Source organism: Dellaglioa sp. CoH-57-MRSF-18 (assembly GCF_056781995.1).
Genome location: NZ_JBXAXX010000002.1, coordinates 190079 through 205262 on the forward strand (window position 1 = coordinate 190079; position 15184 = coordinate 205262).

Here is a 15184-nt window from a genome sequence, read left to right on the forward strand (position 1 = left end):
TAAAAAAAATCGTAAACAATTTTTATTGTTTACGATTTTTTATTAGTTTTTAACAAGACTTTCTAAGCTAACATTACCTGTTAATAGTCCTGAATTATCTCCATGTAATGCTAAACTGTTGAATCGTTCATTAACGACAAGTTGCATGTTCTCATCCATATAAGTTTTGCTGTACCCTTTTACTCTAATGGGACCTAAATCTGAATCAATTGTTCCATCATATGCCTTGCTATCGTTCTGGTCATCAATTACTAACATTCTAAAGCTTGAATCTAACGTACATGTTCCTTCATTTGATAAAGCACCAACACCATCGTCAAAATCAAGCAAGATTTCTGAATCATTACCCATAAGTTTCATAATCTTGCTTTTTGCGTCTTCACTTATTTTTAAATACATGAAATTACCAGCTTTCTTATTTAATAATTACATTGTACACCACTGATTATTTTAGACAAGCATGACGACTCAGGTTCATCATGGTATGATAGTTCTAATTAGAAAGAGAGGAATATAATGACCAAAATTAGTATAGTAAACAACTTATTTGATAGTAGTTCACAATTTAAAAGTTCACATTCAATCTTTCAATTTAACGTTAATTCACAACTAAATGAACAAGCAGACGCTCTTTTTCTTTCATACTTCTCAATAGATATCCATGAAAAAATTCTTGAATCTTCTATGATGCAAAAATTACCTATCTATTTATCCAAAGAGGCATTTGAATTAAAACAACAATTTGTCTTACTAGGTAAAATTAGTGAAACACACTTAAATTACAAAATTATTCCGATTAACACCGCACTAACTATTGGAGATTTTACAGTGATTGGTTTTTTATCAGATTCAGTACACACGGGTTCATTAGCTTTTTTAGTAGAAGATGAAAAGCAGAAGTACTCCTTCTTAGCTGGTGATACTCGCTTAGCTGGACCTCATAAAAAGAGAACGAAGAAATGGATTCACGACTTAAACCGACTACCTTTAGATGTTCTAATTTTAAATACTGTCGACACAACAGATACTAATTACTACACTGAAATTACGATTCTAGATCATCTCATTAAACTTTTAAAAGTCGAAGAATTAACTGCTATTAACGTTGCCAACGAAAATCTTTATTTAATTCATAAGTTAGCGACAGTAGCTAACAAGTTAGAAAAAATAATCGTACTAGATAAGCCAACCTCCCAATTATTGACGTATTTTTATCCTGATTCAGAAGTGATTTCATTAAATGATGCTACTTCTGTAGGAATTAAAAGGCATCCTGAGAAATATATCTTGGTAAATATAGAAAATAAGTTAGGCGATTTTAATTTGTCTACCCAAAATAGCTATTCACTGACCGATTTATTGGAAAATAATAAAGATAGTCTCCCAATCAATTCACATTTATCTTCATTAGAAGTACCTGAATTGTTAAATCGATTAACGCATAAACCTAAGCAACTTATATTGATAGACCAAAATTTTAACAATACTATTGTAACTTATTAATATTTATTCTATGGTATATTTATTAATCATTTAAAAGGACGTGAATTTGTTGGTTTTTTCTTATTTTAAAAATCCTAAAAAACATGAATTATTTTTAACCTTCTTATTAGGAACATTAAGTGCTTTTGGTCCATTATCATTGGACATGTATTTACCAGCATTACCAGTTATTCAACAACACTTACATACAACTGCATCGCTTACCCAGTTGACGATTACGACTTGTTTACTTGGATTGGCGCTTGGCCAATTAATAGTTGGACCCTACAGTGATAAAATTGGCCGTAGAAAGCCATTACTTTTGGGACTCATCTTGTTCGCTGTTACCTCTATCATCGCAGCAACAAGTCAGAATATAACAATTTTGGTTATTATCCGGTTATTGCAAGGTTTAGCGGGATCTGCTGGTCTTGTAATCTCTCGAGCAATTGCTAGAGACCTATACACCGGAAAAAAATTAACCAGTTTTTTCTCGCTCTTAATGGCTGTTAATGGAATTTTCCCGATTATTTCGCCCATACTTGGCAGTTTTATTCTAAAATTCACATCTTGGCGCGGTATCTTTGTTATCTTAACTGTAATTGGTTTTCTTTTATTTCTTCTTGTATTAGTGACGTTACCAGAAACTAACCAGATTGTGCCAGAGAAGTCGCAATCAAATACTGGTGATTCAACGAAAAAAATTCTTAAAAGTTTAATTTTTGATAAATTTTTCTTGAGTTATGCTCTAATTCAAGGCTTTATCTCAGGTGCAATGTTCTGTTATATTTCTGGATCATCATTTGTTTTACAAAATCTTTTTGGTCTATCCTCTAATATGTTCAGTTTAGTCTATGCAATTAATGGTTTAGGTATCGTTATAATGTCTCAATTAAGTTCACGAATTTCAGATACTTTTTCTGAACAGACTGGTCTAAAATTAGGTGTTTACCTTGCCTTACTTGGTAGTCTACTATTAACGACCTCATTATTTATTAGTAACTCGTTATTACTAGTGCTCATCAGTTTATTTTTAATTGTTTCAATGGTTGGTATCGTAAATACAACGGCCTTCTCATTAGCTATGCAGAAACAAGGGCAACACGCAGGAAGTGCTTCTGCCATACTTGGTGTTGGTATGAATCTAGTTGGAAGTATTCTTTCTCCATTCGTTGGGATTATGGGGGATCATTCTTATGTTCCAATGACAATTTTAATCTTACTGTGTGAAATTTGTGCCTTGGTCATTTACTTAAATATTTCCACAAAAAAAGCAGAACTATAAGTTCTGCTTTTTTTGTGGAAATATTAGTTTGTATAACGCAAAAACTTAATAATATAACTCTTTAATTATTTATACTAAAGGTGTGACATCTGATTTTGTACAGCTGTAACCTTTATGTAAAATGGGTACTATCTACAAATTGGTACTACCAACCATATTTTTAAAGCTTATTTTATCTACTGATATATATTATTTATTTTCTGTTAAACCCAGTTTTATTTGACATTCTGGACAATATCCAAACGTCTCGACATGTGTACTTTCAATTATATAACCACTTTTATTTTCCGCCTCTTGCTCTGCCTCATGAAAAGTTAATTCTGTAAATATATCTGTTATTTTGCCACAGTTAAGACAGATAGCATGATAATGTGGAATACCAAAATAATCGTAGCGCATTTTACCATCATCGCCATTAGACAATTCTATCACTAATTTTTGAGCAACTAATATTTGTAACGTATTATAAACGGTAGCTATGCCTAACCCTACGCTTCCATCTTTAATTCCGTTAAAAATTTGTTCAACAGATGGGTAGTTATGTTGCGTTACTAAATATTCAAGAATTATTTTACGCTGTGGTGTTATACGTACGCCACGTTCTTTTAAAATTTCTAAAGCCTGGTCAAGATTTTTATCGATCAATTTAACGACCCCCATTTTCTTAATTCACTCTGTTCATTATCTCATATTTCATAAAATATGTGGACTTTATCTATTGAATTGATTTATAATGATTATATATTTAGAATCATTATAACAAAGGAGAGAGAGTTATGTCTAAAAAATTATCTTTATCTCAGAAAATAAATGTTTTAAGAGCTAGTGTTATGGGAGCTAATGATGGTATTCTTTCCGTTGCTGGGATTGTCATTGGTGTCGCTGGCGCTACGAACAATAATTTTTCTATTTTCATTTCAGGTATTGCTGGTATGCTTGCCGGTACTGTCTCAATGGCTATGGGAGAATATGTTTCTGTAAGTACCCAAAAAGATTCGCAAGAAGTTGCTACTGCCAATTCCAAGTACAATCTAAAACATAATTATGATAAGGAATATAATTATGTTTATCAAAAATATTTTAAAACAGGTATTTCTTCATCCTTAGCATTAAAAGCTACAGATGAAATGATGTCGGCTAACCCATTAGATACTATTGTACGTGAAAAATATGGCTTTGATCCTAACGTCTATACGGATCCTTATGCGGCTGCGATTGCATCAATGATTTCTTTTCCGATTGGATCATTGCTGCCCCTACTTGCAATTACTTTATTCCCTGCTGAATTTAAGGTCATTGCCACATCTATTTCTGTCATTATTGCACTAGCTATCACAGGATTTAGTGCTGCAACTTTGGGTAACTCAAATCGGACAAAATCAGTTATTCGTAATATTATTTCTGGTATTTTAACAATGCTAGTCACTTACTTTATTGGTACTTTATTTGCTCATTAGGAAAGGACACTTAATTTCATGACATCTGAAACCAAAATTAAACAAAAAAAATACAAAACAATGGATGAAAAACTTAATTCACTTCGTGCAGGTATACTAGGATCTAATGATGGTATTTTAACTGTTGTAGGTGTCCTGTTCAGTGTTGCAGCAGCTACAACAGATAATTTCATTATTTTCATCGCTGGGTTAACTGATCTAATAGCTTGCGCATTTTCTATGGCAGCTGGCGAATATGCCTCTGTCAGTTCACAAAGTGACACCGAAAAAGCAGCTGTTGCCGTCGAAAAACAGCGTATGATTACGAGTCGTACTGATCAAATTCATGATGTTCAAAATTTTTATACGGCTAAGGGCGTTTCTGAAGAAACCTCTTTTGAAATTGCTACAGAATTAATGCAAAAAAAGCCACTAGAAACGATTATTAATGTTAAATACGGTCTCGAATTAGGACACTATATGAACCCTTGGGATGCCGCTTTTTCCTCACTAATCTCTGCAGCTTTAGGTGGTATTTTCCCACTACTTGCCATTATTATATTACCAAACAATTGGAAAATGATAGGTACAATTATTGCGGTTTCAGTAGCTGTAGCTTTAACTGCCTTTATTAGCTCCAAATTAGGTGATGGTAAAATTAAAGTTGCCATTATACGAAATATTATCATTGGTTTAATAACCATGTTAATTCATTATGGAATTGGCCAGTTTTTTTAGACATATCATTATGAAACCCCGCCCAAACTAGTTAAATATTTTTTCCCAACTTATTTGTTGTCATAGATACATTTTATATAGCGCATTAGCTTTCAAAATGTTTATAAATTTTGAACTAAACCACTTTATACTCTTAAAATTCATACAAAAAAGTTCTAATCACTTAGCGATTAGAACTTTTTTAATATCATTGATCAGCAATAGTTAACAAAGGCCTATATTTTATACTACTTTCAATAATTAAATACAACACTCGCCATCGACATTGTCTGTTTAATTGATATACTGTACATATTTAAGATCATTAAGACTATTTTTACAATGTGCAACTATACATAGTTCATCACAATAATAATCAAGCACTACTCTAAATTTTCTTATCATCTGGTCCACTATTTTTAGAATTTTGGGAAGCAATAATATACTGTTCAATTAAAGCAACAATTTGCTTATTTTGTGGTAAATCAGAATGTTCCGATTCATTTCCTGTGACAGTTATTTCTGTATAGGATTTCGCTTGATTTTGATAAATATATTTTCCGGCATTAACACTTTGATATGGAACAATTCCATCATTATTGTAATTATCTGTTCCAGCAATCGAGTACAACACTAAGTTAGTTGGAATTTTTTTTCGATTCTTTACAAAATCCGCTAACATCTGTGTTCTTGTACTCTGATTAGTTTCTTCACCATTATATGGTGAACCTATCGTCATTAACGTATTAATTGAGGCCGCTTTATCATCAAAATATTCTTCTAAAAATGTCGTATAAATAAGACCTCCGTTAGAGTGCCCGATACCATTAAATTGATTAAATTTATATTTATCAGCAAGATACGTAAACGCTATATCAAACCATTTAGCTTGTTTTTTTATACTATTATAGCCATTCGAATTATCTTCAAAACCAACAACTATGAAAGGTTGCATATCTCGTTTAGCTATTTTACCAGTAATTTTAAGTTTTCCAGTTTTCTGAACCGTTATCTTTAACAAACTATGCGTTCGATTTGTTGAAGTATTTAAAACATCAATCAATTCATCAAATCGATCTTGATTTGCACTGCTTCCTGGTATTAAAATAACTGGATTTAACTTTGAATTATGAATAATTCGGCTTGTTTTGACCTTTTTAGTGTTCCATGTATTTGCCGGTACGATAACAGCTAAAAAACAAGCTAAGATAGCTATCCAAATAAACACGTATTTAACTATTTTCCGTTTATTTTTCATTTAGCTTACCTCCATCAATATTCATTGCCTTATTATTTAATTTTACAAACGGCATATAAATTAAAACTGTAATAATAAGCACAATTCCTGATACAACTAATGTACTCCAATACCCATCAGTTCCTAAAAATGCCATTAATGGTGCTGGAGTCGTTTCAGGTAAGCTGTAAACTGCTGGAGGTATCCACTTAAAGTAAATACAGAAGTACCCAATCAACATTGAAACGATGGGTGATAAGATAAACGGAACCATTAAAATAGGATTTAAAATAATTGGTAACCCAAACATCAATGGAAAATTAATATTCACAAAGCTTGGAATAATTGATATTTTTGCTATTTTACGACTATTTTTATTTTTAGACATTATCAATATTGCTATAATTAAAGATAAGGTCATTCCTGTTCCACCAAAGCTACCAAAACTGTCATAAATTGTATGTATAGAGATAGGAAAAGGTACACCAAAAGACGTGCCATGCTTTAACGCATAACTTAAGTTACTGACAACCGAAGTATCATCTAAGCCGCCTTGTGCAATTCCTAAAGAACCAGAAATTCCTATACCAGATAAAACAGTATTGAAAAAGGATAAAAATAAAATAGTTATAATTAAATGCCTTGATTTAACTTCTGTTAATCTAAACATAGAATATAAGAGACCATTCACACCGATTTGATTAACCAATGAAACTAACATGACTAGTCCAATTAAAATCCCCAATATTATCACTATCGGCAACAGACTCTCTAAACCACGAGAAATAAATGTATATTGATCTACTTTTTCTTGCTTATTTTTAGGTGAAAACCATTTAAAGATATATCCTACAAAGACCCCCAAAATCAGTGAGATAAAAATCCCTTTAACACCTAACTCTTGAATCAAGAATGTCCCCTGATCACTATCAGGGTTTAAACTTGATAAATTATAATTCAAAATAAGCATCCCGACTGCCCCAGTGAATCCTGCAATTTGTTCATCTTTTTTAAAGGACCGAGTCATGTATTTTGCGCTCAAAAAAGCTGTCATTACTGCGATAAAACTCATTGTAACTGTATTAATAATTTCGAATATATTTGTTATGATTTTTTCATAAGGTAACCATGATGAAATATTATATACTTGATTAAAGAACCCTTGTTCTGATAAAACGCTAGAACTAAGCGCCATACTAAAACTTCCAATAATAATAAACGGTAAGATAATTGCAAATGTTTTTTCAATTGCTTGATAAACAAAAGTTTTTTTAAAACGTAAATCAACTCTTAACAATTTTTGCGAAAACGTCACCCATAGTTTATTCATTGAATAACCCCCTTATCTATTTTTTATTATAAACCAATAGTAACCCAACAACAAAATGTTAATTATAAACTTTGAGGGTGTACACTTTCTGGTGTTGGTAAAATAAAATTCATCAACACCAGTTTTTTATTCTGAAAACAAAAAAAGAGGCCACCGGCCCCTGCTATGATTAAGTTGCAAAACATAATCAAAAGCGAGGGATGCTGATGATCACAATTAATTCCGCACTATTACTATTAGGAACAGAAGACGAAAATATTAAGAAAATTAACGTTTCCGATGATTTTGTTAGAATAGTATCACGTAAAAGAAAAGTTAATATCATAGATGCACCATTAACATACATACCTCCAAGAGACCCAGATTGTGGCTATTTAACTATGATCAAAAATGGAACACGTTTAGTTAATGCTAGAATTTCTAGCGTAAATGGCTATGAATTTCATTTGCGATTACGGAACCAACGCTTTATTTGGGCTTCATGTCAAAGTGCGATTGATGCTGAAACACATAATTTTGTAGCGATACTGCCTAATCGTTTTAACAGTGTTATTAAGGAACATTTTTTTAATGCATATATTCTAAAAGAAAGACAATTTGTAACCTCTGTTGTTGTAGACCTGAATGCTCAATATCAAAGTATCATTCATCAACTATTCCCAAATGCTTAAATAATTATTGATCGTTTTCATTTAGTTTAACTGGCTGGTAAAGCCTTAGATTGTGTTCGTATAGATACTTTAAATCAGATAATTGATCATAAAAATAGAGAATATAAATCTTTAAAAACTCAGTTATTAGAAAACTATCAACCAAATAACAGTGAAATGGATACTGTAATAACCACTTTCATAAAGAATCCACATTATATTGAAAATATTTTTATCTTCAACTTATTAAAACGGTCCTATAGAAGGACTTAATCGAAAAATTAAAACACTTAAACGTAGCAGTTACGGTTTCGGAAACTGACATCATCTTTTTGAAAGAATTTTATTAATTCATAACTAAAAAAAGGAAATCCTTTTGGATTTCCCTTAATTAGATTAGACGTTTATTGTCTCACCATCACTATTTGACGCAGACCCAATTTAATCTACGCTTTTGATTATAAACAAAAGCCCTAATGTAATTCCCCATTCTATTACCAATATAATAATCAGTTCCCACAAAGGAATTATAGTTAATAACAAAAATGCACCACCTGGGAGTGAAAGTACTAATATACTCACTGTAATAATAAAAAAATATTTCCAAAAACGTTTTAAATATCTATTAGGCATTATAGCTAGGATTATTAACAATAAAAATGTTAATAATCCCATGACCACTGCCAAATCGTCCCATAATGTGCCTCCAAAATAATATGAAAATGGCGCTAATTTTCCATGTATTACTATACTTGGATAAATGAGACCACCATAACATAATCCACTAAAAAGAAGTAGTCCCCGAAGTATCCATCCGCTTGCTTCTTTAATTACTTTCATTTTAAAACCCCTCTCTCAGATTATTATGATGTTATTTTATGAATATCATTTGGCTTGAACGGACTACTAAAATTGCCAAGCAATCCATAATGTTTCTTTTTTCTATATGCCTCAACATGAGCACCCTTTTTGTATATTGCTGAAAAAAATCTTTCTTGCTCGCATGCTTTGCTTTGTCATCTTATGCAATCATTTCAGTAAGAGTAGTTTTAGCACCCGGCTTAACTTGATTTTCATATACAGGCCAAATAGATGAACTACACAAATCATAAAACTCTTGATAGTTCATATCCTATTGCTTAATTTTACCCTCTTTGACTCCTATATTATATGCTTTAGTTATATCACGGCTCATAAATGTATCCTGAGCATAAATATGATTAGGTACTAATAATACTGAACAAAACTTCATTAAAATAGCTATTACTTTAATACTTTTTCATTAACAACAATCTAACGCTATCATAATTTTAATGTTACTTCAAATAATTTAACTATAATATTAATCTAAGTTAATACTTTAAAAACTTAAAAAAGCCAGCCTCTTAAATTAATACTTTTTTCCGTAATGCACAAAAAGAATTAAAAAATTGATAAAAATATATCTATATGTTATTGAAAATATTAATTATAAACTTTAATTAGAAATCGAAAACTTATAATTTCTGCCCCTTTTCTGCCCCTTTTAGCGACTTTAATGCGACTTTTTGAAGCAAGGTTCAATTATATAGGTCTACCAAATTTTTAGACAAATAAAAAAGCCTTGATTACCAAGGCTTTTCAACGTCAATCTAACGGCGAGCTTCTTTAATACGAGCAGCTTTACCATTAAGGGCACGTAAGTAGTACAATTTAGCACGACGAACACGACCATGACGGATAACTTCAATTTTAGCAACACGAGGTGAATGCAATGGGAAAGTACGTTCAACACCGACACCGTTACTAATTTTACGAACAGTGTAACTTGAACTAATACCTTTACCACGGCGTTTTAAAACGACACCTTCGAAAAGTTGGATACGTTCACGTGTGCCTTCAACAACACGGGCGTGAACTCGAACAGTATCACCTGGGCGGAACTCAGGAATATCTGTACGTAATTGTGCTTCTGTAAGTTTTGCGATCATTGGACTCATAATTTGGATCTCCTTTTCAACAGAAATTCATTCACATTCACTATGCCAGCGGAATATCGTAATTTTATGTGGCTTTTAACCACTTTTAAAATTGTATCATATTACTTTATAGGCGTAAAGGTTATTTCCTTTACTTTCCAGATTTTATGTCAGCTAACCATTCAACTTGTTGTTTAGATAATTGAATATCTTTCAACAAATCTGGTCTTCTCTCAAATGTTCGTCTCAATGATTCTTTTTGACGCCATTCATCGATTAATTTATGATTCCCATTTGTTAGAACTTCAGGAACTTTCATCCCTCTAAAATCAGCTGGCCGTGTATATTGCGGATATTCTAACAAGCCGTTTGAAAATGAATCTCCGGGAGCAGATTCTTTATTGCCTAAAACTTCAGGTAACAATCGAACAGTCGCATCAATCATGACCATGGCTCCTAGTTCCCCACCCGTTAAAATGTAATCACCAAGTGAAACCTCATCAGTTACAAGTTCGCGGATACGTTCATCATAGCCTTCATAGTGACCACAAATAAATGTTAGATGTTCTTCTTTCGCAAATTCTTCAGCCACATTTTGGTCAAATTTACGTCCTGCTGGATCTAAAAGGATAACTTTACCTTTTGTGTCAGATTCCTTTTGAACAGCTTCTAAAGTGTCAAAAACTGGCTGTGCTTGTAATAACATACCTGCACCACCACCATATGGGTAATCGTCCACATGATTTTGTTTATCAGTTGTAAAATCTCTAAAATTAGTAATTTTTAAATCAAGAACGTCCTTATCAATTGCCTTACCAACAATTGATTGTTTCATGGGACCATCAAACATTTCTGGAAATAAACTCAAAACATCAATTTTCATATTTAGTCGTCCAATCCTTCTAAAAGTTCAACCGTTACAATATTGTTATCAATATCGACAGTTTTTATAACATCTTTAATAACTGGTAACAATAAATCACCCTGTCCCTGACGCTTAACAACCCAAACGTCATTAGCTCCTGGGCTTAAAATTTCATAAATAGAGCCAATTTTTTCTTCATTTTCATTTTGGACATCTAAGCCGATAATTTGATGGTAATAGTAATTACCTTCTTCTAATTCCCGAAGACCTTTATCAGCGACTTTAAGATCTAATCCTTTATACTTCTCAACCAGGTTAATATCTTGTAATCCTTCAAACGTCACGAGTTCAAAATTTTTATGATGTCTATAGGTCATAACCGTTAACGAAATAACTTGTTTTCCGCTCTTATCAAACAGATACAAGACGGTTCCCTTTTTAAAACGCTCAGAAACGAAGTCAGTTGTAGCCATAACTCTAACTTCTCCTTTGATTCCATGAGTATTGACGATTGTTCCTACTTGATAATAATCCATATTTACTCCTTTTTATTGTAAAATAAAAACTCCCAAACAAAACATTGCTGCTTCATTCAAGAGTTACTATTTTAATCTAATATGTTTAGACGCACTCGTTTCGAACTTGTTAAACGCACACCATAGATTATTGTTCTAATAGCTTGCGCAACTTGTCCGTGCTTCCCAATAATACGGCCAATATCATCTGAATTCACAGATAATTCAAAATAGACATAATGATCATCTTGTTTCTGTCCTATTTGGACATCATCAGGATTTTCAACAAGCGGTTTGACAATTGTTAAAATTAAACTTGTCACTTCTGCTTCAGTCATTTAATCGTCCTTATTTTTTAGAGAATTTAGCTTCATGGAATTTCTTCATGATGCCTGCATTTGAAAGAATGTTACGTACAGTATCTGATGGTTGTGCACCATTGTTCAACCAGTTTAAAATACTTTCTTCTTCAAGTGTTACTGTTTGTGGTTCTGTTAATGGGTTGTAAGTACCAACGTTTTCGATGAAACGGCCATCACGTGGTGAACGTGAATCAGCTACAACGACACGGTAGAACGGTCTCTTTTTAGAACCCATACGTTTTAAACGAATTTTTACTGACATTAATATACACCTCCTGATATCTACTTCAACAATAATTAATATACCAGTTATTTATCAGCTTGTAAAGGTTTTTTTCTTGACAGTTAAAATAAATTATCAAAATGTCCCTTAAGCCATACCAGTATTGGTTATTTAATGATTATTTTCTAGAGTTTTTATTTTTCTTCATACGTTTTTTCTTGTTTTTCTTGTTCTTACGAACCATAGAATTCATAGACATCTTAGCTAAGCGACCTGTTACGCCCTTGCCAAGCATCCCTTCCATACCTTCAAAATTACCGCTATTCATTTTCTTCATCATTTTCTTCATTTCGCCAAATTGCTTAATCATTCGGTTAACTTCAACAATTGGACGACCTGCACCAGCAGCAATACGTCGTCGACGACTGGGGTTCAAGATGTCTGGATTTTCGCGTTCTTTAGGTGTCATTGAGTATACTGTCGCACGCATATGGTCAATATCCTTGGGATCCATTTTAACATTCTTCATAGCTGGATTATTAGCCATCCCTGGAATCATCTTCATAATATCTTCCATAGGACCCATTTTTTGTAATTGATCCATTTGACTTAAAAAATCATTAAAATCAAATGTATTTTCTTGAAATTTTTCAGCCATTTTAGCTGATTCATTTTCATCAAAATCTTGTTGTGCTTTTTCAATCAGCGTGAGCATATCACCCATGCCTAAAATTCTTGATGCCATACGATCTGGATAGAATACGTCCAAATCAGTTAATTTTTCACCTTGTCCGATAAATTTAATTGGTTTACCCGTCACTGAACGAATTGATAACGCAGCACCACCACGAGTGTCACCATCTAATTTAGTTAAGACGACACCAGTAACATCTAATTGTTCATTAAAGCCTTTAGCAACATCTACCGCACTTTGTCCAGTCATTGAATCAACAGTCAAAAGAATTTCATTTGGGTTCGCTAAGGCCTTAATTTGAGCTAATTCGTCCATTAGCGTTTCATCAATTTGTAAACGACCAGCTGTATCAATAATAATGTAATCATTTTTATTTTCTGCAGCTTGTGCTAAACCTTGTCGAACAATTTCAACAGGGTTTACTTTTGTACCCAATTCAAAAACAGGTATTTCCAAATCTCGACCTAAAACTTGTAATTGGTCGATAGCAGCTGGACGATAAATATCGGCTGCTATCATTAAAGGTCTCGCATTTTCTTCTTTTTTTAATGTTAAAGCAAGTTTACCAGCTGTGGTTGTTTTACCAGCCCCTTGTAAACCAACCATCATAATAATTGTTGGTATTTTAGATGACTTGTTCAATGGAACAGCTGTTTCACCCATGACTTTAGTTAATTCTTCATTTACAATTTTGACGATTTGTTGTGATGACGTTAAACTCTCAAGTACTTCCGCACCAATTGCACGTTCACGAACAACCTTAACGAACTCTTTAACCACTGTAAAGTTAACATCGGCTTCAAGTAAGGCTAAGCGAATTTCACGCATAACCTCTTTTAAATCAGTTTCAGATATTTTACCTTTGCGACGGAGTTTCGTCATCGCATTTTGTAATCTTTCTGTTAATCCTTCAAATGCCATTTTTAACTACCTACCCTTACTCTTCGTCTAATTCTTCTAATTGATTAATTAGATCGGTTAATTTTTGATCCTCTTTATAAGTACTATCTGTGTATTGCTTAATTTGGTCTAATTTTTCATTACGTTGAATAAAATTATGATACAAATTCAACTTATCTTCATAATCTTCTAAAATTTTTTCTGTTCGTTTGATATTATCATAAACGGCTTGCCGACTAACATCAAAATTGTCCGCAATCTCACCAAGTGAAAAATCATCACCATAGTACATGGCCATATATTCAGCCTGTTTTTTAGTTAATAATGACTCATAAAATTCAAACAATGCATTTACTCGATTTGTTTTATCAATCGCCACTAAAAAAACTCCTTCGTTTTTGTTTCATTCAGTCCTACTTAGAAGGGTACCGATTTTAGCCCTAAACGTCAATAGCAAAAAGAAGTCCGATTAGTTTAATCTGACTTCTAAGATTATTCTTCTGTTGATTCAGGTTGTTCTTGAATAAGTCCTTTAAACAAACCATAAATGAAATCTTCTGCATTAAAATCACGTAAGTCATCCATTTGCTCACCTAATCCAGCAAGTTTTACTGGTAAATGCATTTCATTACGAATGGCTAACACGATACCACCACGAGCAGTTCCATCTAGCTTAGTTAATACAATACCACTCACATCAGTTGTTTCTTTAAATTGTTTAGCTTGGATTAAAGCATTTTGACCCATTGTTGCATCCAAAACAAGTAAAACTTCATGAGGTGCATCTGGAATTTCTCGAGAAATGATTCGTTTAATTTTATCTAATTCATTCATCAAGTTAACTTTATTCTGCAAACGACCAGCTGTATCAACTAGTAAAATATCGTAATCTTCTTCTTTGGCACGTTTTACCGCGTCAAAAATAACAGAGGCTGGATCACTTTTTTCTGGTCCACGAACGATATCGACATCAACACGACGGCTCCATTCAGCAAGTTGTTCTATTGCACCCGCTCTAAATGTATCTCCAGCAGCTAAGAGTACTTTTTTGCCTTCTTCATGATAACGGTGTGCTAGTTTCCCAATAGTTGTTGTTTTACCAACGCCATTAACACCAACAAATAAAATAACAGTTGGACCTGATTCAGCTTGCGCAATAGAATTATCTTCGTCTTTACCCTCTGATTCATACAAATCTACCAATTTTTCAATAATTGCTGCAGAAACAGCATCTGGATTGCTTACATTTCTTAATTTAACTTCTTCTTGTAACTCACGGCTAATTTTCATAGCCGTTTCAAATCCAACATCAGCTTCAATTAAAGTTTCTTCTAACTCTTCAAAAAAATCTTCATCGACTGTTCTAAAATTAGCAAACAGTGAGTTTAAGCGTTGTCCAAAGGTTTTTCTTGATTTTTCAAGGCCTTTATCATATTTTTCTTGTTCAGATGATTCTGGTTCTTCACCTGTAAAAGCTTGCTTAATTCTACTAAATATTCCCATCTGTAGCGCCTCCTAATCTTTTATTAG

18 protein-coding genes are annotated in these 15184 nt (G+C 32.7%); 5 read left to right on the forward strand and 13 right to left on the reverse strand.

Features of this window, described 5'->3' with window-relative positions:
- Window positions 1-42: 42 nt before the first annotated feature.
- On the reverse strand, window positions 43-399 hold the full coding sequence (locus AC1RPG_RS02705; RefSeq protein ID WP_481761279.1) for an iron-sulfur cluster biosynthesis family protein: 357 nt from the start codon (window positions 397-399) through the stop codon (window positions 43-45).
- A gap of 117 nt (window positions 400-516) precedes the next feature.
- Between AC1RPG_RS02705 and AC1RPG_RS02710 the strand changes: the two genes are divergently transcribed.
- Window positions 517-1503, forward strand: a complete 987-nt coding sequence (locus AC1RPG_RS02710; protein ID WP_481761278.1) for an MBL fold metallo-hydrolase — start codon at window positions 517-519, stop codon at window positions 1501-1503.
- Window positions 1504-1552: 49 nt separating this feature from the next.
- Entirely contained in the window at window positions 1553-2767 is a 1215-nt protein-coding gene (locus AC1RPG_RS02715; protein ID WP_481761277.1) for a multidrug effflux MFS transporter, read from the forward strand.
- A gap of 189 nt (window positions 2768-2956) precedes the next feature.
- Here AC1RPG_RS02715 and AC1RPG_RS02720 read toward each other — a convergent pair whose 3' ends face one another.
- Window positions 2957-3412 carry a Fur family transcriptional regulator gene (locus AC1RPG_RS02720; protein ID WP_481761276.1) on the reverse strand — a complete coding sequence of 152 codons (456 nt, stop codon included), beginning with the start codon at window positions 3410-3412 and terminating at the stop codon, window positions 2957-2959.
- A 131-nt stretch (window positions 3413-3543) separates the two neighbouring features.
- Here AC1RPG_RS02720 and AC1RPG_RS02725 point away from each other — a divergent pair, with 131 nt between their 5' ends.
- Together AC1RPG_RS02725 and AC1RPG_RS02730 are read left to right on the forward strand one after the other, a co-directional pair.
- A complete protein-coding gene (locus AC1RPG_RS02725) occupies window positions 3544-4224 on the forward strand; it encodes a VIT1/CCC1 transporter family protein (protein ID WP_481761275.1) in 681 nt (226 codons plus the stop codon).
- An 18-nt stretch (window positions 4225-4242) separates the two neighbouring features.
- On the forward strand, window positions 4243-4941 hold the full coding sequence (locus AC1RPG_RS02730) for a VIT1/CCC1 transporter family protein (protein WP_481761274.1): 699 nt from the start codon (window positions 4243-4245) through the stop codon (window positions 4939-4941).
- Between the two features lie 367 nt (window positions 4942-5308).
- Here the strand turns inward: AC1RPG_RS02730 and AC1RPG_RS02735 are convergent, their stop codons facing one another.
- On the reverse strand, window positions 5309-6178 hold the full coding sequence (locus tag AC1RPG_RS02735; protein ID WP_481761273.1) for an alpha/beta hydrolase: 870 nt from the start codon (window positions 6176-6178) through the stop codon (window positions 5309-5311).
- A complete protein-coding gene (locus AC1RPG_RS02740; protein WP_481761272.1) occupies window positions 6168-7487 on the reverse strand; it encodes a PTS transporter subunit EIIC in 1320 nt (439 codons plus the stop codon). The genes AC1RPG_RS02735 and AC1RPG_RS02740 overlap by 11 nt, the downstream gene beginning before the upstream one ends.
- Window positions 7488-7687: 200 nt before the next feature.
- Here AC1RPG_RS02740 and AC1RPG_RS02745 point away from each other — a divergent pair, with 200 nt between their 5' ends.
- Entirely contained in the window at window positions 7688-8158 is a 471-nt protein-coding gene (locus AC1RPG_RS02745; RefSeq protein ID WP_481762175.1) for a transposase, read from the forward strand.
- 420 nt (window positions 8159-8578) lie between these two features.
- Here AC1RPG_RS02745 and AC1RPG_RS02750 read toward each other — a convergent pair whose 3' ends face one another.
- The 9 genes from AC1RPG_RS02750 to ftsY form a co-directional block, all read right to left on the reverse strand.
- Window positions 8579-8977 (reverse strand): hypothetical protein, encoded by a 399-nt coding sequence (locus AC1RPG_RS02750; protein WP_481761270.1) that lies wholly within the window; start codon window positions 8975-8977, stop codon window positions 8579-8581.
- A 791-nt stretch (window positions 8978-9768) separates the two neighbouring features.
- Window positions 9769-10116 (reverse strand): 50S ribosomal protein L19, encoded by a 348-nt coding sequence (rplS, locus tag AC1RPG_RS02755; protein WP_057973468.1) that lies wholly within the window; start codon window positions 10114-10116, stop codon window positions 9769-9771.
- Window positions 10117-10246: 130 nt separating this feature from the next.
- Window positions 10247-10978, reverse strand: a complete 732-nt coding sequence (gene trmD / locus AC1RPG_RS02760) for a tRNA (guanosine(37)-N1)-methyltransferase TrmD (protein ID WP_481761269.1) — start codon at window positions 10976-10978, stop codon at window positions 10247-10249.
- Window positions 10979-10980: 2 nt separating this feature from the next.
- Window positions 10981-11496, reverse strand: coding sequence for a ribosome maturation factor RimM (gene rimM / locus AC1RPG_RS02765; RefSeq protein WP_481761268.1), 516 nt, complete (start codon window positions 11494-11496; stop codon window positions 10981-10983).
- 71 nt (window positions 11497-11567) lie between these two features.
- A complete protein-coding gene (locus tag AC1RPG_RS02770; protein ID WP_409022598.1) occupies window positions 11568-11813 on the reverse strand; it encodes a KH domain-containing protein in 246 nt (81 codons plus the stop codon).
- 10 nt (window positions 11814-11823) lie between these two features.
- Window positions 11824-12099 carry a 30S ribosomal protein S16 gene (rpsP, locus tag AC1RPG_RS02775; RefSeq protein ID WP_409022599.1) on the reverse strand — a complete coding sequence of 92 codons (276 nt, stop codon included), beginning with the start codon at window positions 12097-12099 and terminating at the stop codon, window positions 11824-11826.
- A 139-nt stretch (window positions 12100-12238) separates the two neighbouring features.
- Window positions 12239-13675, reverse strand: coding sequence for a signal recognition particle protein (gene ffh, locus AC1RPG_RS02780; protein ID WP_481761267.1), 1437 nt, complete (start codon window positions 13673-13675; stop codon window positions 12239-12241).
- 16 nt (window positions 13676-13691) lie between these two features.
- Window positions 13692-14033: a putative DNA-binding protein gene (locus AC1RPG_RS02785; protein WP_409022601.1), complete on the reverse strand. Its 342-nt coding sequence runs from the start codon at window positions 14031-14033 to the stop codon at window positions 13692-13694.
- 113 nt (window positions 14034-14146) lie between these two features.
- On the reverse strand, window positions 14147-15157 hold the full coding sequence (ftsY, locus tag AC1RPG_RS02790) for a signal recognition particle-docking protein FtsY (RefSeq protein WP_481761266.1): 1011 nt from the start codon (window positions 15155-15157) through the stop codon (window positions 14147-14149).
- Window positions 15158-15184: the final 27 nt, after the last annotated feature.

Coding starts and splice junctions, on each gene's coding strand:
- AC1RPG_RS02705 (WP_481761279.1), bottom strand. CDS start 399: ATGTATTTAAAAATAAGTGAAGACGCAAAAAGCAAGATTATGAAACTT.
- rpsP (WP_409022599.1), bottom strand. CDS start 12,099: ATGTCAGTAAAAATTCGTTTAAAACGTATGGGTTCTAAAAAGAGACCG.
- AC1RPG_RS02745 (WP_481762175.1), top strand. CDS start 7,688: ATGCTGATGATCACAATTAATTCCGCACTATTACTATTAGGAACAGAA.
- AC1RPG_RS02730 (WP_481761274.1), top strand. CDS start 4,243: ATGACATCTGAAACCAAAATTAAACAAAAAAAATACAAAACAATGGAT.
- AC1RPG_RS02750 (WP_481761270.1), bottom strand. CDS start 8,977: ATGAAAGTAATTAAAGAAGCAAGCGGATGGATACTTCGGGGACTACTT.
- AC1RPG_RS02735 (WP_481761273.1), bottom strand. CDS start 6,178: ATGAAAAATAAACGGAAAATAGTTAAATACGTGTTTATTTGGATAGCT.
- AC1RPG_RS02770 (WP_409022598.1), bottom strand. CDS start 11,813: ATGACTGAAGCAGAAGTGACAAGTTTAATTTTAACAATTGTCAAACCG.
- AC1RPG_RS02710 (WP_481761278.1), top strand. CDS start 517: ATGACCAAAATTAGTATAGTAAACAACTTATTTGATAGTAGTTCACAA.
- rplS (WP_057973468.1), bottom strand. CDS start 10,116: ATGAGTCCAATGATCGCAAAACTTACAGAAGCACAATTACGTACAGAT.
- AC1RPG_RS02740 (WP_481761272.1), bottom strand. CDS start 7,487: ATGAATAAACTATGGGTGACGTTTTCGCAAAAATTGTTAAGAGTTGAT.
- rimM (WP_481761268.1), bottom strand. CDS start 11,496: ATGGATTATTATCAAGTAGGAACAATCGTCAATACTCATGGAATCAAA.
- AC1RPG_RS02725 (WP_481761275.1), top strand. CDS start 3,544: ATGTCTAAAAAATTATCTTTATCTCAGAAAATAAATGTTTTAAGAGCT.
- trmD (WP_481761269.1), bottom strand. CDS start 10,978: ATGAAAATTGATGTTTTGAGTTTATTTCCAGAAATGTTTGATGGTCCC.
- ftsY (WP_481761266.1), bottom strand. CDS start 15,157: ATGGGAATATTTAGTAGAATTAAGCAAGCTTTTACAGGTGAAGAACCA.
- ffh (WP_481761267.1), bottom strand. CDS start 13,675: ATGGCATTTGAAGGATTAACAGAAAGATTACAAAATGCGATGACGAAA.